At 69.1% G+C, this 14523-nt stretch carries 15 protein-coding genes; 7 read left to right on the top strand and 8 right to left on the bottom strand.

The genetic code is table 11. The features are described from left to right. Window positions 1-104: 104 nt before the first annotated feature. The gene (locus tag ABZ656_RS24195; RefSeq protein WP_360270405.1) at window positions 105-1157 is read right to left on the bottom strand and encodes a dihydrodipicolinate reductase; all 1053 of its coding nucleotides are present in this window, start codon (window positions 1155-1157) and stop codon (window positions 105-107) included. A gap of 99 nt (window positions 1158-1256) precedes the next feature. Then, a complete protein-coding gene (locus tag ABZ656_RS24190) occupies window positions 1257-1937 on the bottom strand; it encodes a TetR/AcrR family transcriptional regulator (RefSeq protein WP_360270403.1) in 681 nt (226 codons plus the stop codon). 112 nt (window positions 1938-2049) lie between these two features. On the opposite strand from ABZ656_RS24190, the gene ABZ656_RS24185 reads away from it, so the two are divergent. The 7 genes from ABZ656_RS24185 to ABZ656_RS24155 are packed head-to-tail and all read left to right on the top strand — an operon-like array spanning window position 2050 to window position 9506. Beyond that, window positions 2050-3369, top strand: coding sequence for an AMP-binding protein (locus ABZ656_RS24185; RefSeq protein WP_360270401.1), 1320 nt, complete (start codon window positions 2050-2052; stop codon window positions 3367-3369). Between the two features lies 1 nt (window position 3370). Next, on the top strand, window positions 3371-4648 hold the full coding sequence (locus ABZ656_RS24180; protein ID WP_190173876.1) for an acyl-CoA dehydrogenase family protein: 1278 nt from the start codon (window positions 3371-3373) through the stop codon (window positions 4646-4648). Further along, window positions 4645-5661 (top strand): phosphotransferase family protein, encoded by a 1017-nt coding sequence (locus ABZ656_RS24175; protein ID WP_101406953.1) that lies wholly within the window; start codon window positions 4645-4647, stop codon window positions 5659-5661. The genes ABZ656_RS24180 and ABZ656_RS24175 overlap by 4 nt, the downstream gene beginning before the upstream one ends. Then, the gene (locus ABZ656_RS24170) at window positions 5658-6599 is read left to right on the top strand and encodes an NADPH:quinone oxidoreductase family protein (RefSeq protein WP_101406952.1); all 942 of its coding nucleotides are present in this window, start codon (window positions 5658-5660) and stop codon (window positions 6597-6599) included. The genes ABZ656_RS24175 and ABZ656_RS24170 overlap by 4 nt, the downstream gene beginning before the upstream one ends. Further along, on the top strand, window positions 6589-7554 hold the full coding sequence (locus ABZ656_RS24165; RefSeq protein WP_101406951.1) for an acyl-CoA dehydrogenase family protein: 966 nt from the start codon (window positions 6589-6591) through the stop codon (window positions 7552-7554). Before ABZ656_RS24170 ends, ABZ656_RS24165 begins: the two co-directional genes overlap by 11 nt. After that, window positions 7551-8699: an acyl-CoA dehydrogenase family protein gene (locus tag ABZ656_RS24160; protein ID WP_360270397.1), complete on the top strand. Its 1149-nt coding sequence runs from the start codon at window positions 7551-7553 to the stop codon at window positions 8697-8699. Before ABZ656_RS24165 ends, ABZ656_RS24160 begins: the two co-directional genes overlap by 4 nt. Window positions 8700-8714: 15 nt before the next feature. Continuing rightward, the gene (locus tag ABZ656_RS24155) at window positions 8715-9506 is read left to right on the top strand and encodes an enoyl-CoA hydratase (protein ID WP_101406949.1); all 792 of its coding nucleotides are present in this window, start codon (window positions 8715-8717) and stop codon (window positions 9504-9506) included. A gap of 86 nt (window positions 9507-9592) precedes the next feature. Here ABZ656_RS24155 and ABZ656_RS24150 read toward each other — a convergent pair whose 3' ends face one another. The 6 genes from ABZ656_RS24150 to ABZ656_RS24125 are packed head-to-tail and all read right to left on the bottom strand — an operon-like array spanning window position 9593 to window position 14454. Next, the gene (locus ABZ656_RS24150; RefSeq protein WP_101406948.1) at window positions 9593-10813 is read right to left on the bottom strand and encodes an amidohydrolase family protein; all 1221 of its coding nucleotides are present in this window, start codon (window positions 10811-10813) and stop codon (window positions 9593-9595) included. A 2-nt stretch (window positions 10814-10815) separates the two neighbouring features. After that, entirely contained in the window at window positions 10816-11136 is a 321-nt protein-coding gene (locus ABZ656_RS24145; RefSeq protein ID WP_101406947.1) for a hypothetical protein, read from the bottom strand. Then, on the bottom strand, window positions 11123-12385 hold the full coding sequence (locus tag ABZ656_RS24140; RefSeq protein ID WP_101406946.1) for an aromatic ring-hydroxylating dioxygenase subunit alpha: 1263 nt from the start codon (window positions 12383-12385) through the stop codon (window positions 11123-11125). The genes ABZ656_RS24145 and ABZ656_RS24140 overlap by 14 nt, the downstream gene beginning before the upstream one ends. 34 nt (window positions 12386-12419) lie before the next feature. After that, complete coding sequence (locus ABZ656_RS24135; RefSeq protein ID WP_360270394.1) at window positions 12420-12950, bottom strand: carboxymuconolactone decarboxylase family protein; 531 nt, start codon at window positions 12948-12950, stop codon at window positions 12420-12422. After that, window positions 12947-13651 (bottom strand): SDR family NAD(P)-dependent oxidoreductase, encoded by a 705-nt coding sequence (locus ABZ656_RS24130; protein WP_101406944.1) that lies wholly within the window; start codon window positions 13649-13651, stop codon window positions 12947-12949. Before ABZ656_RS24130 ends, ABZ656_RS24135 begins: the two co-directional genes overlap by 4 nt. Continuing rightward, window positions 13648-14454 carry a TauD/TfdA family dioxygenase gene (locus ABZ656_RS24125; RefSeq protein ID WP_101406943.1) on the bottom strand — a complete coding sequence of 269 codons (807 nt, stop codon included), beginning with the start codon at window positions 14452-14454 and terminating at the stop codon, window positions 13648-13650. Before ABZ656_RS24125 ends, ABZ656_RS24130 begins: the two co-directional genes overlap by 4 nt. Window positions 14455-14523: the final 69 nt, after the last annotated feature.

Here is a 14523-nt window from a genome sequence, read left to right as displayed (position 1 = left end):
GCCCTCGTACTGGACGTACTTGGGTCTGTGCCTGGTGCGGTGAGAGTGCGTGCATGGCGTCGCAGGGCAGACGGGAATTTGACGACAGGGCCTAGCACGGCGGCTCAGCCGAGCCGGGCCACGATGTGCGGAAGGTCGGCGGTCGAGCGGATTCCGGGGGACGCCTCGCACAGGACCGGTACGGCGTTGACGGCGCGGTTCGCCGTGTACGAGGGCGACATGGCGGCCATCCGGTCGAGCGGCACCGGGAAGCGCAGGTCGATGTCGAGTGGCGCGTCACCTTCGATCGTGATGTGCCAGCCGGTGGCGCGGACGTCCCAGGCGCGGTCGAGGTCGGTGGTGCAGTACCAGGTGGCCCGGAAGCGCAGCAACGGCCGGCCGTCCCGCAGTCCCGAGACCGTGATCCGCTGGGCGGCCACGGTGCCCGGCCGCAGGGTGCCCGCCGCGATGTGGACCGGGCGGGGCGCGGTCGCGACCTCCCCCTCGGCCTCCACCGAGTCGAGCGGGATCGAGAGGGTGTCGGCGACCATGTGCAGCGACGGGCCGAAGCTGTCGCGCACCACGGACAGCCGGCGCTCGTCGTACTCGGCGGGGGGTTTGCCGAACCCCATCACGTCGAAGAGGAGTCCGGGCGAGTCGCGCTGGGAGAGATCGGCGAACTCCTCGATCGTCAGGCCGTCGAGCCGTCGTTGGATCGAGGTCAGGGCGAGGGGCAGCGCCTCCGTGATGAACCCCGGGCTGCTGCCCGTGCTGTGGATCGAGGACTTGCCGCTCTCACACGCGGCCTCGACCCGCTCGCGCACCGCGGGGTCGAGGCCGGCGGCGCGATGGAACTCGCCCCGCGTCGTCACGATGTTCGCGCCCGAGGCCAGCAACCGGCACACCTCGTCCATGTCGCAGGCGCGCGGCATGTAGAGGACGCAGTCGGCGCCGAGCGCCACGATCTCGTCGATGTCGTGAGTGGCGATCACACCGGTCGGGCCCAGGCCGCACAGCTCCGCCGCGTCACGTCCCGCCTTGTCCGTCGTGTGCGCGTACAGCCCGGCCAGCGTCAGGTCCGGATGTTCGAGGACCGCCCGCAGCGCGCGGGAGCCGATGTTGCCGCTGGCCCATTGGACGACCCGGTAGTGAGGCCTGGCGTCCGTCCGTACGGTCATGGGAACCCCCTGATCCTCCGGCGCAATGGTGAGAACCATACTCTCCGAAATAGAGAATGGAACTCCCCGTGCGGGTGGGTCAGGGGGGCGGGACCCGTGTTACGCGGAGGCGGACCTGCCCGCCGTGGCCGGAACGCCCGAGATGCCGCCCAGGCAGAACTGCCAGACCTCCTCGGAGGTCACCGGGTGGGCGTGGCTGTCGGCGGGGACGCCGTGGGCCTGTGAGGCGAACATGACGGTCTGCATGACGAGGGCGGCCTGACGGCGGGGTTTCCCGCCGGCGATGAGACCGGCCTCGGCGGCCTGCTCGATGATTTCAGTGAAGACCGTGAGCAGCGGGATGTGGGCGGTCGCCACCTGCTCGGGGTGCTTGACCAGCAGTTGCAGCGCGAAGTCGTTGAACAGCGGGCGCTGGACGCCGGGGCTGGGGTGCGACTGCTCGTAGAGAGTCTCGACGGCGATCCGCAGGCGCTGCAGCGGATCGCTCTCCGTGGCGGACGCCTCGCGGACCTTGGCGGCGCCCATCGAGAGCGCGTCCTCGAACAGGGCGAGGAGCAGCTCGTGCTTGCCGTCGAAGTGCTGGTAGAAGCTGCGCAGGGATTGCTTCGAGCGGTCGACGACCTCCTGCACGGTGAAGTCGGTCGTGCCCTTCTCGACGATCAACTCCTGTGCCGAGTCCAGGAAGCGCTGCACGCGTTGCTCGGCGCGAAGCTTCGCGGCACGGGTCGATCGCTCTACGGCGCGCTGGCGCCACGCTGGTTCTTCGGGGACTGCGGTCACTTGCAGAACGATACTCCACTTCAGTGGGAATAAGTTGCGGCGCCCTACCGAATCGCGCATCGCAGGTTACGAGACTCTTACTTGCGTTCACTGAGAATGATATTCTCACCGCATGCATCTGGGATGGCAGGCGAAGCAGCGCCCCGACGCGATCGCGGTCATCGAGAGCGGCGGCAGGACCGTCACATACGCCGAGCTCGACGCACGGTCCCGGCAGCTGGCGGCGGCCTTCGGCCTCAGGCCGGGGGACGCCATCGCGATCCGTATGCCCAGCGGCGCGGCCTTCCTCGAAGTCGCCTGGGCCGCCCAGCGTTCCGGCCTCCTCTATACGCCGGTCAACATCCATCTCCTCCCCGCCGAGGTCGAGGAGATGGCGGAGGGCAAGCTGCTCATCACCGAGGAGGTGTACGAGCGCCTGCTCGCGGCGCCCGGCACGGGGGAGTTCGAGGAGTGCGAGGGGCGGGAGCTCCCCTTCTCGGGAGGGACCACCGGGCGTCCCAAGGCCGTGCGCAAGCAGCTCACCGCGGGCCCGATGGGCGACCCCGCGGCCGAGTGCGTACAAGTGGCCCAGGGGCTGGCCCACTACGGCTTCGGCCCTGAGGCCGTGTACCTCTCGACGGCCCCGTTCCACCACGCCTCACCGCTCGTCTACTGCATGTCGCTGCTGCGGCTCGGCGCGACCCTCGTGGTCATGGACCGCTTCGACGCGGCCGAGTGCCTGGAGCTGATCGAGCGTCACCGGGTCACGCACGCACAGTTCGTCCCCACCATGTTCGTCCGCTTGCTGAAGCTGCCCGCCGCGCGGCGCGCCCGTGACCTGAGCAGCCTGCGCGTGGTCCTGCACGGTGCCGCGCCCTGCCCGGTGGAGGTCAAGCGGCGGATGCTCGACTGGTTCGGTCCGATCATCCACGAGTTGTACTCCGGGACCGAGGCGTACGGCTTCACGGTCATCGGTCCGCAGGAGTGGCTGGCCCACCCGGGATCGGTGGGCAGGGCGGGCGACGACGTCCGCATCGTCGACGGCGTCGTCCACTTCGGCGAGAACACCCTGGGTGACATCGGGTACCTCGACGAGGACGGCTATCTGTATCTGACCGACCGGGTCGAGCACACGATCGTGTCCGGCGGGGTCAACATCCACCCGCAGGAGGCCGAGGACGTCCTGGTCATGCACCCCGGGGTGGCCGACGTCGCGGTGATCGGGGTCCCGGACCCCGAGAGGGGCGAACGGGTCCTCGCGGTGGTCCAGCCGGCCGCCGCCGACGTGACCGCCGACGAGCTGCTCGCGTACTGCCGGGAGCGTCTCGCCCCGTACAAGTGCCCGCGCGCCGTCGACTTCGTCCTCAGTCTGCCCAGGGATCCCAGCGGCAAGTTGCGCAAGGGCCCGCTCCGGGAGACGTACTGGCGGAACCACGAAACGAGGATCGTCTGACATGGCATGGGACTTTTCCACCGAGCCGGAGTTCGAGAAGAAACTGGAGTGGATCAGGTGGTTCCGCGCCGAGCGCGTGGACCCGCTGGACCTGGTGTACCCGGACCGGGCCTTCCACCCCCTCGACGAGGAGACCGGCCCGGTCGTCCGGGCTCTCAAGCAGCAGGTGCGCGACCAGGGCCTGTGGGCGCCCCACCTCGGCCCGGAGCTCGGCGGACGCGGCTTCGGACAGCTCAAGCTGGCCCTCATCAACGAGATCCTGGGCGAGTCCAGTTGGGCCCCTGTCATCTTCGGCACGGCCGCGCCGGACACCGGCAACGCCGAGATCATCGCTCGCTACGGCACCGAGGAGCAGAAGGAGCGCTATCTCAAGCCGCTGCTCGAAGGCGAGTGCTTCTCCTGTTTCTCCATGACCGAGCCGCAGGCCGGCGCCGACCCGAAGATGTTCACCACACGCGCCGAACGGGACGGCGACGACTGGGTCATCACGGGCCGCAAGTTCTTCTCCTCCAACGCGCGCACCTCGAAGTTCGTCATCGTGATGGCCGTGACCGACCCGGACGTCAGCGCCTACCGGGGCATGTCGATGTTCCTGGTGCCCAGCGACACTCCGGGCATCCGGATGGAGCGCCACCTCGGTCTGATGAGCGAGGCCCCGGACGAGGGCATGCACGCGCTCATCGAGTACGACGGCGTCCGCGTCCCCGGTGACGCGCTGCTCGGCGGTGAGGGCCAGGCCTTCGCGATCGCGCAGACCCGGCTCGGCGGCGGGCGGGTCCATCACGCGATGCGGGTCGTGGGCCAGTGCCAGAAGGCACTGGACATGATGGCCGAGCGCGCCCTGTCCCGGGAGACCCAGGGCAGCAGGCTGGCCGACAAGCAGCTCGTCCAGGCGGACCTTGCCGACTCGTACGCGCAGTTGCAGCAGTTCCGGCTGTTCGTGCTGCACACGGCCTGGCAGATCGACCGGTACCAGGACTACAAGCGGGTCCGGAAGGACATCTCCGCCATCAAGTTCCTGACGCCGAAGGTGCTGCACGACATCGTGTACCGCTCCATGCACCTGCACGGCGCCCTGGGCGTGTCCAACGAGATGCCCTTCGCCGACATGTGGACCGGCGCGGCCGTCATGGCGGTCGTCGACGGGCCCTCGGAGATCCACAAGGTCACGGTGGCCAAGGACCTCCTGCGCGGCTACGAGGCCGCGTCGGGGCCCTGGCCCTCACAGCATCTGCCCGCTCGCCGGGAGTGGGCCCGCAAGCAGCTGGAGAACATGTGAACATCGAGTCGCTCGCCCGCTGGCTGGACGGTCAGGACATCGCTCCGGGTGAACCGGTCGAGGTGTCCCTCATTTCCGGGGGCACCTCCAACGACATCTTCGACATCAGGCGAGGCGAGCGGCGGATGGTGTTGCGCAAGCCCCCGGAGAAGGTCCCGCCGGGCCGCAACGAGACCATGCTGCGGGAGTTCCGGGTACTGAACGCGCTGGGCGGGACCGAGGTGCCGCACCCGGAGGCCATCGCGGTCTGCGACGACACCGACGTGATCGGCTCGTGCTTCTACCTCATGGGCCATGTGAACGGCTGGTCACCGATGAACACCGACGGCTGGCCCGAGCCCTTCAGGAGCGACCTGTCCCTGCGCCCCGGTCTCGCCTACGAGCTGGTGGAGGGCATCGCCAAGCTCGGCAACGTCGACTGGCGGGCCCAGGGACTCGAAGGGTTCGGCCGGCCGGACGGCTTCCACGACCGCCAGGTGGACCGCTGGCAGGCGCACCTGGCGAAGTTCAGGTTCCGCGAGATACCGGGACTGGACGCGGCGGCCGCCTGGTTGCGCACGCACCGGCCCCGCCACTGGGAGCCGGGCATCATCCACGGCGACTACCAGTTCGCCAACGTGATGTTCAAGCACGGGGCGCCCGCCGAGCTCGCCGCCCTGGTCGACTTCGAGATGGCCACCGTCGGCGACCCGCTGCTCGACCTCGGCTGGGTCGTCATGGGCTGGCCGAACGCCGACGAGGACCGGGACGCCGCGGGCAGGTACGCCGACTACACGGGAATGCCGGACCGGGCCGACATCATCGAGCACTACGCCAAGGTCAGCGGCCGGGACGTCGGCGACATCGACTACTACGTGATCCTCGCCCGGTTCAAGATGGCGATCGTGCTGGAGGGCGGCTATGCCCGCCATGTGAAGGGCGACGGCGGCAACCCGAAGATGGCCTACTACGGGGACGCGGTCCTGCAGATGGCGGCCCAGGCGGCCGAACTGGCCGCGACGACACGGCTATGAGGGCGGCCCGATGCCACGCCGTCGGCGGCCCGGTGGTCGTCGAGGAGGTCCCCGACCCGGACGGTGAGGTACCCGTCGACGTGCACTACGCGGCGGTGAACTTCGCCGACATCCTGGTGATCCGGGGCACCTACCAGGTGAAGGCGGACCTGCCGTTCACTCCGGGCAGCGAGTTCGCCGGGGTGGTCGCCGAGTCGGGACACGGGTTCGAGAAGGGTGAGCGGGTCTTCGGGTCCGTATTCGTCGGTGCCTTCGCCGAGCGGGTCGCCGTCCGGGCGGCCAGCCTGTACCGGATCCCCGACACGATCCCGACCCGGCGCGCGGCGGCCTTCGGGGTCTCGCACGCCACCGCGTACAACGCGCTGACACTGATCGGCCGCCTCCAGGAGGGGGAGCGGGTGGCGGTGCTGGGCGCGGCCGGCGGGGTCGGTCTCGCGGCCGTGGAACTGGCCGCGCTGCTCGGCGCGGAGGTGGTCGCCGTGTCCTCCACCGCGCAGAAGCGGGCGGCCTGCCTCAAACAGGGCGCTCACGAGGCACTCCCGTACGACGACCTCAAGCGGCGGCTGCGGGATGCGGGCGGCGCCGACGTCGTGATCGACCCGGTCGGCGGACCGCACTCCGAACAGGCGCTGCGGGCCATGCGCTGGGGCGGCCGGTTCGTGAACGTCGGCTTCGCCAGCGGCGAGGTGCCCCGGCTCCCGCTCAATCTGGCGATGCTCAAGGGCGTCACGATCCACGGCTTCGACTTCGGCGGCTGGGCGCGGCACGGCCGGGAGCGGCTGGCCGTCACCCGCGCCGAGCTGAACCGCATGTTCGCCGAGGGTCTGATCCACCCCCGGGTCCATGCCGTCCACCCGCTCGACGAGGTGGCGACCGCCCTGGACCTGGACCGCCGCGCCATCGGCAAGACCCTTCTGGAGGTGGGCCGTGGAGTTTGAGTTCGACGAGGACCAACGGCTGCTGCAACGGCTGGTGAGGGAAACGGTCGCCAAGTCCCGCTCGCAGCCCGAGGACCGGCTCTGGGCGACCTATCTGGAACTGGGGTGGCTGGAGGCCCCTCCGGTGGAACTGGCCATCGTCCTGGAGGAGTTGGGGTACGCCGCTGATCCGACCCCCTTCCTGGCCACGGCCACCTGGTTCGCTCCGCTCGCCGGGCGGCTGCCGGGCGGCTCGGGAACCGGAGTGTTCGACGGCACCGGTCGGTTCGTCCTCGACGCGGACCGGGCGGACGAGATCGCCCTGCTCACCCGCGACGGCGTACGGATCGTGGCGGGCCCGGAGCTCGGCGCGGCACGCGTCGACATCTTCGACCCCACCCTCCACACGGCCCATGTCGAGGTCCCCGACCTGGTCCCCGGGATCCCGGACCTCGCCCTGATGGGTCTGGCGATCTCCACGGTCGGCAGCTGCCGGCGCATCCTGGACCTGGCCGTCGCCCATGTGAAGGAACGCGTCCAGTTCGACGTGCCCATCGGCTCCTTCCAGGCCGTCAAGCACAAGGCGGCGGACATGTACGTCGCCATCGAACGGGCCCGGGCCCTCGCCTACTTCTCCGCGCTGACCATCGCCGAGGACGACCCACGGAGCGGCAGGGCGGCCTCGATGGCCAAGGCCGCCGCCGGGGAGTGTCAGCGGACCGTCTTCCGTAACGGCTTCCAGCTCTTCGGAGCGATGGGCTTCACCTGGGAGAACGAACTGCAGATCCACCTCAAGCGGGCCATGGCCGGCGATCTGCTGCTGGGGACGGCGGCCGTACACCGCAGGGCGTTGCTGGAACAGACGCGGCAGGAACGGGAGAGGCCGGGGTCGCAGCGGGAGAGGTCCGGGCCGGATCTGGAGAGGTCCGGGCCGGATCGGGAGACGAGAGGGCAGGAAGGGGTGGTGGCGGGATGAAGCTGGACTCCGGCTCCGAAGTGGAGGAGTTCCGCGCCGAGTTCGCCGCCTTCCTCGACGCCCACCTGCCCACCCCCGGCGAGGCCCACCCCGCGTCGCGGTCGAGCGCCGACGTCCCCGCGTGGGCGCGCCGCTGGCAGCGCACGCTGTTCGACGCGGGCTGGCTGCTGCCCGGCAAACCCCCCGAGTACGGCGGCCGGGACGCCACCCTGCCGCAGCAACTCGCCCACCTGGAGGAGCTGTCGGGGCGGCGGATCTACCACAGCTTCAACCCCCAGGGCATCGGCATCATCGCGGCCTCGATCCTCACCTTCGGGACCGAGGAGCAGAAGCAGCGCTGGGCGATCCCCATCCTGCGCACCGAGATCACGGCGGCGCTCGGCATGAGCGAGCCGGGCGCCGGATCCGACCTCGCCGGGCTGCGCACCCGCGCGGTCCTGGACGGCGACCACTTCGTCGTCAACGGGCAGAAGGTGTGGACCTCGGGCGCGCACGACGCGGACGTCCTGTTGACGTTCGTCCGCACCGACCCGGCCGTGCCCAAGCACAAGGGCATCAGCGTGCTGCTCATCCCCACCGACACCGAGGGCGTGGTGCGCAGGCCGTTCGCGTCCATGGCCGCGCAGGACGACCTCGATTTCAACGAGGTGTTCTTCACCGACGTCAGGGTCCCGCGCGAGAACCTCGTCGGCCCCCTGAACAAGGGCTGGTCGGTGGCGCACGGCTCGCTCGGGCACGAGCGGACCATGCTGTGGCTGAGCTTCGCCGAGCGCCTCGACGACCTGATCCGGGACGCGCCCAGCGACGAGGAGTGGTACGCGACACTCCTCATGGACGCCCAGGCGCTCAGGCTTCTCGGCTACCGCCAACTGGGCGGCGACCACGACCCGGCGGAGCTTTCGGTCCTCAAGCTGCTCGGCTCCGAGGCGATCCAGGTCGCGAGCCTCAACGCACTGGAGGACCGCGGGCCGGAGGGCCTGGTCCATCCCGAAGTGACCGGCCCGCCGAACCATATGAGCATCGACAACTTCATCTCCAGCTGGTTCGAGCGGTACGCGCGCAGCTTCGCCGGGACGATCGCGGGCGGCACCTCGGAGATCCAGCGCAACATCATCGCCGAGCGCATCCTCGGCCTGCCGAGATGACCCAGGAGGACGTGGATGGACCAGATTCTGTACGAGGTCGAGGACCGGGTCGCGGTCATCAGCCTCAACCGGCCCGAGGTCGCCAACGCCCAGACCATGAGCCTCCTCGACGACCTGGACGCGGCCTGGACCCGCGCCGCGGCCGACGAGGACGTACGGGTGATCGTGCTGCGGGGCAACGGACGGCACTTCTCGGCCGGCCACGACCTGAAGGACCGCTGGCCGAGCCCCGACAAGATCACCCTGGAGTGGATCTACACCGCCGAGGCGCGCAGATACCTGGAGTACACCCTGCGCTGGCGCAATGTGCCCAAGCCGTCGATCGCCGCGGTCCAGGGCAAGTGCATCGCGGGCGGCCTGATGCTGTGCTGGCCCTGCGATCTGATCGTGGCCGCCGAGAACGCCGAGTTCTCCGATCCCGTGGTGCACATGGGCATCGGGGGAGTGGAGTACCACGGTCACACCTGGGAGCTCGGACCGCGCAAGGCCAAGGAGATCCTCTTCACCGGACGGGCCGTCACCGCCGAGGAGGCGGAGAAGGTCGGCATGGTCAACCGTGTCGTACCGCTCGACGAACTGGACGCGGCGACCATGGAGTTGGCCGGGCAGATCGCGCGGATGCACCCCTTCGCGCTCCGCCAGGCCAAGCGGGCCGTCAACCAGACCCTGGACGTGCAGGGCTTCTACGCGGCCGTCCAGTCGGTGTTCGACATCCATGAGACCGGGCACGGGAACGCGCTGAGCGTGGGCGGATACCCGATCCTCACGCGGTTGGAAGAGATGAAGGACCACATCAAGGCGCAGTGAACGCGGCCGGCTTGAAGATGACGTCCTGAGGGGCGGGGCGCGAAACGCGCCCCGCCCCTCAGAACGACCCAGCGGACAGACCTCGTTCAGCCGCGCTCGTGACGGAAGACCTTCCCTCCCTTCATCACGAAGCGGACGTCGGCCATCACCGAGATGTCCTCCAGCGGATTGCCGGGTACGGCGATCAGGTCCGCGAGGAGTCCCTCGGCGATCCGTCCGCGGTCCTCGGCGTCGATCAGTTCGGCCGCGTTGACCGTCGCCGCCCTGAGCACCTCCAGCGGAGTCATCCCGCGCTCGACGAGGGCGATGAGCTCCTGGGCGCCGCGGCCGTGCGGGATCGCCGGCGCGTCGGTGCCGACCGCGATCTTCACGCCCGCCTTGAGGGCCCGGGCGACGACCGTCCTGGCGTGCGGGAAGATCTCGCCGGCCTTGGCCTTCAGTTCGGGTGGGGCCTTGGAGATGTCCATGCCGTCGATCAGAGCGGTCGTGGCGACGAGGAAGGTGCCGCGCTCGGCCATCAGCTCGATGGTCTCGTCGTCCAGCAGGAAGCCGTGCTCGATGCAGTCGATGCCGGCCTCCACGGCCGACCGGACGGCGGCGGCGCCGTGGGTGTGCGCCGCCACCTTGAGTCCGCGCCGGTGGGCCTCGTCCACGATGGCCCGCAACTCCTCGTCGGAGTAGTGCTGCGCGCCCGCGGTGCCGGTGTGGGACATGACCCCGCCCGACGCACAGACCTTGATCAGCTGGGCGCCGTACTTGATCTGGTAGCGGACGGCCTTGCGCACCTCGTCGACGCCGTTGGCGATGCCCTCCTCCAGGGAGAGGGGCATGACGCCGGGGGCGTACGCGGCGAACATCGTGGGGTCCAGATGCCCCCCGGTCGGGGTGATCGCGTGCCCCGCGGGGACGATGCGGGGGCCGTCGATCCAGCCGGCGTCGATGGCCTTGGCCAGGGCGACGTCCAGCAGATAGCCGCCGGTCTTCACGAACAGGCCGAGGTTCCTGACGGTGGTGAAACCCGAGCGCAGTGTCCGGCGTGCGTTGGCGACCCCGCGGAGCATGCGCAGCGGCGGGTCGTCCTGGACGGGGGAGAGGCCCGGGACCTCGCCCCGGCCTCCCATGAGGAGGTTGACCTCCATGTCCATCAGGCCGGGCAGCAGGGTGACGTCGCCCAGATCCAGGACGTCACCCTCGCCTCCTTCTCCGCCGTCGCTTGCGATGCGGTCGCCGTCGACGGTGACCAGGCCCGGTTCCTCGATCCGCCCCGTGTCGACGTGCAGGACGCGGGCGGCCTTGAGCGTGATCACGCTCAGACCTGCGGCTCGGCGATGACGTCGAGGTAGGCGGCGCCCGAGTCGGGGACGCGGGGCTGCTTCCAGACCTCGATGGGGAACGACACCATGACGAGGGAGAACATGAGCAGCATCAGATTGCGTTCGGGCTCGGGCAGGTCGTCGAGCGGGAACGTGTCGAGGTGTGTCGTCGCGCGGTCAAGCAGGGGGAACGCCGCGTCGTAGAACGCCTGCATGTCGGCCATGCTGCTGGCGAGGCGCTTGGCGTAGCGTTCGCGTTCGCTGCCGAGGACCCAGTCGCTGTAGGGCTCTAGTTCGGCGAAGTCACTCGGCAGCATCGGCGTGCTCCTTCACGTAGTCCCTCACGACCTTGTGGAGGTGACGCAGGAGGATCTCCTGGTCGTTGAGGGGGAAGTCGGTGACGTAGCGGCCCTTGAGCATGGTCTGGGTCGCCTCGAGGGTGTTGCCGTCCTGGAGTGCGTACTCCTTGAAGGTGACGGCGGCGAGTTCCTGGGCGAGGCGGTCGCGGGCCGTCTTCGCGGGGACGAAATAGAGGTTCGCCTCGAACAGGTGCTTGTCCACGGCCGTCGGCCAGTAGTGGTACGTCAGATACCAGCCCGGTGCCCAGATGAGCAGCATGAAGTTGGGGAACAGCACGAAGGAGTCGGTGCCCCAGGAGCGGTGGCGGGCCGGGTTGACACCGGTCGGCAGTGGGTCCAGGCCCGCGATGTCGGGCCGGTCCCAGGGGCCGAACAGGCCGCTGCGCAGCTCCCGTTCGATCGGCTTGACCATCGAGGGGTCCTTCGGCGGCGCCATGCCGCCCCAGGACGAGATCATCGAGTGCGGGCTGTGCAACTCGTAGTGGAGCGCCTCGAAGCCGTAGCCCAGGAGCTTCTCCGCCTCCTCCTTGGTGGCCTGCTTCTGGTGCAGGACGGGTGCGTGGTAGAACTCCGCGAAGGCGTCTATGAACAGCTTCCAGTTGCTGCCGACCTCGGCCTTGTAGGTGAAGACGTCGGTCATCTCGTGGAAGGGGTAACCCTCCAGGCCCTTGGCCATGTCCCCGAGGTACTCCCGCAGGTTCTGCTGGGGGTCGAGGCTGACGAAGACGAAGCCTTCCCAGATGTCGCAGGCGACTTCCTTGAGGCCGTAGTCGTCCTTGTCGAGATCGAAGAACTCGCCCTCCTGCTGGACGAAGGTGAGCTTGCCGGTGAGGTCGTAGCGCCATGCGTGGTACTTGCAGGTGAACTGGCGGCAGGTGCCCTTGACCTCCTCGCCCGGGAAGTCGTTCCAGACGAGCTTGTTGCCGCGGTGGCGGCAGACGTTGTGGAAGGCGCGGATCTGCTGGTCGCGGCCGCGGACGATGATCAGTGAGGTGCCGGCGGCGGCGAGTTCCTTGGTGAAGTAGTGGCCGGGCTTGGGGACTTGTTCGACGCGGCCGACGTTGAGCCAGGTCCGCTTGAAGATGGCCTCGCGCTCGGCCTCGTAGTAGGCGGGATCGATCGAGTCCTCGTAGTTCACGGGACTAGTGCCCAGTTCGGGGTACTGCTCGGTCCAGCTCCCGGCCTCAGGCTTGCTGAAGTGTGGCATGGCTGCTCCCCTTTCCGGAGTGAGAATAGCATTCTCACTCAGTGGTAGTGAAGTTCTCCACAGGTAGGCCGGGATCGAGCTCCACCTCGAAGGTGTTGAGGACCATGGCCAGCAGGCCGTACGTGCCGATCGTGAAGACCAGATCCATGAGCTGCCGGTCGTTCAGTTCGGCGGCGAGCGCCTGGTAGGTGTCGTCGGACAGGCCTGAGTCCGTCTCCAGTTCGTCCACCGCCCTCGTGATCGGGGTCGGCTTGCCGACGCGGATCGCGTCGATCTCCTCGTCGGTGACGCCGGCCTTCCGGGCGATCAGTACATGCTGGGACCACTCGTACTGGCAGCGCCTGCGCCAGGCCACCCGCAGGATGGCCAGTTCGCGGCTGCGCGGCGACAGTGTCGAACGGCGGCTCAGTAGGTATCGGCTGTAGCCCAGGAAGGCCGTGGCCAGTTCCGGGTGCTGCGCGAAGAGGCCCAGGACGTTGGACGGCGGCAGTTTGCGCCCCGGCGCGAGGGACGCCAGCGCCTCGGTGTCCCACTCCTCGTAGGGGAGCGGCGGGATACGGTTCATGTGTTGCGGCCCCCGTTCACACCCAGGATCTGGCCCGTGATGTATCCGGCCTCCTCCGACACGAGGAACGCGCAGGCCGCGGCGATGTCCTCCGGGCGACCGACCCGTCGTACCGGAGTGCGCTGGATGTGCTCCTCGACCGTCCCGCCGAGCAGTTCGCGCGCTTCCGCCTTGCGCAGCATCGGGGTGTCGATGAAACCGGGCGGCACCGCGTTGACGGTCACGCCGAACGGGCCCAGTTCCAGGGCCAGCGCCTTCGTCAGGCCGTTGACCGCCGACTTGGACGCCACGTAGTGCGTCATGAACGGCTGGCCCGACTGGGCGCTGGAGGAGGAGATGTTGACGATCCGTCCCCAGCCCGCCTCCGTCATGTCCGGAAGCGTGGCCTGCACGCAGTGGAAGACGCCGTTCAGATTGACGTTGATCACCCGGTGCCAGGCCTCGAAGGTGAGGTCGGAGAAGCGCTTGAAGCCGTCCGTTCCGGCCGCGTTGACCAGGATCGTGACCGGTCCCAGCCGCTCCCTGACCGCGGCCAGCGCCGCATCGACCTGGGCCCGGTCGGCGACGTCGGTGGCCGGAACGACACTCGTGTCCGACGGATTGAGGTCGAGCGCGGCGACCTGGTAGCCGTCCTTCGTCAGCCGCTCCGCGATGGCCAGACCGATACCGGAAGCGCCGCCGGTGACGACCGCCGTCCTCATGACAGCGCCTCGTCACCGACGACGGTGGTGCGCTGGAGCGTCCGCTGCGAGTCGGCGCTGTACGGCAGCGCCCGGTGCGGCATCCCGGTGTTGTCCCACACCACCAGGTCGCCGACCCGCCAGTCGTGGGTGTAGCGGAACCTCTCCTGGGTGGTCCACTCCAGCAACCGGTCCAGCAGCGCCCGGCTTTCGGCGGCCGCCATGCCGACGATGTGGTCCGCCGTCGCCCCGATCACCAGGGAGCGGCGGCCGTCGCGGCGCTTCCACACCAACGGCGTCTCGCGGGTGGGGACTTCGCGCCAGCCCGCGAGCACCTCGGGCCCTGGGTCGGGCGTCACCAGCCGCTGGGCCGCCTCGAAGCTGTGCACCACGCGCAGGTCGTCGTACTGCTTTCGGTCCGCCTCCGGAAGGTTCTCGTACGCCGCGTAGGTACTGGCGAACTCGGTCCCGCCGCCGGTCATGGCCACGTGCCGGGCGGTCAGCGTGGTCGTCCTGGTCGGTACGGGGTCGGTGGTGCCGTCGATGTGCCAGTGGAACGTCCCCTTGAGGTACTCGGCCGTCGGGTTCCTGGCCGGGTCGAGCGAGACGGTGAAGATCTCCTTTCCCCGCACCGCGAAGACCTTGCCCAGCTTGCGGCTGAAGGCCAGTTGGCCTTCGTCGTCGAGGTGCAGCCCGCGGATGAGAAGGATGCCGCGCCACTGGAGCGCCTCCGCGCACCGGCTGATCAGTTGATCGTCGAGCAGATTGCCGACGCCGGTGACCTCTACGCCCAGGCTCGGGTTGAGGGCCTTCGTTGCGATCATGAAAATCTCCCTTCCGGATGCGAGAATAGTATTCTCGCCTGTTGGTCCACCGGAAGGACCGGGACGGCG

The sequence above is a fragment of the Streptomyces sp. NPDC007095 genome, assembly GCF_040634475.1.
GTDB lineage: Bacteria > Actinomycetota > Actinomycetes > Streptomycetales > Streptomycetaceae > Streptomyces.
Note: the sequence above shows the minus strand (reverse complement) of the source record. Positions and strands in the feature narration are given on the sequence as shown.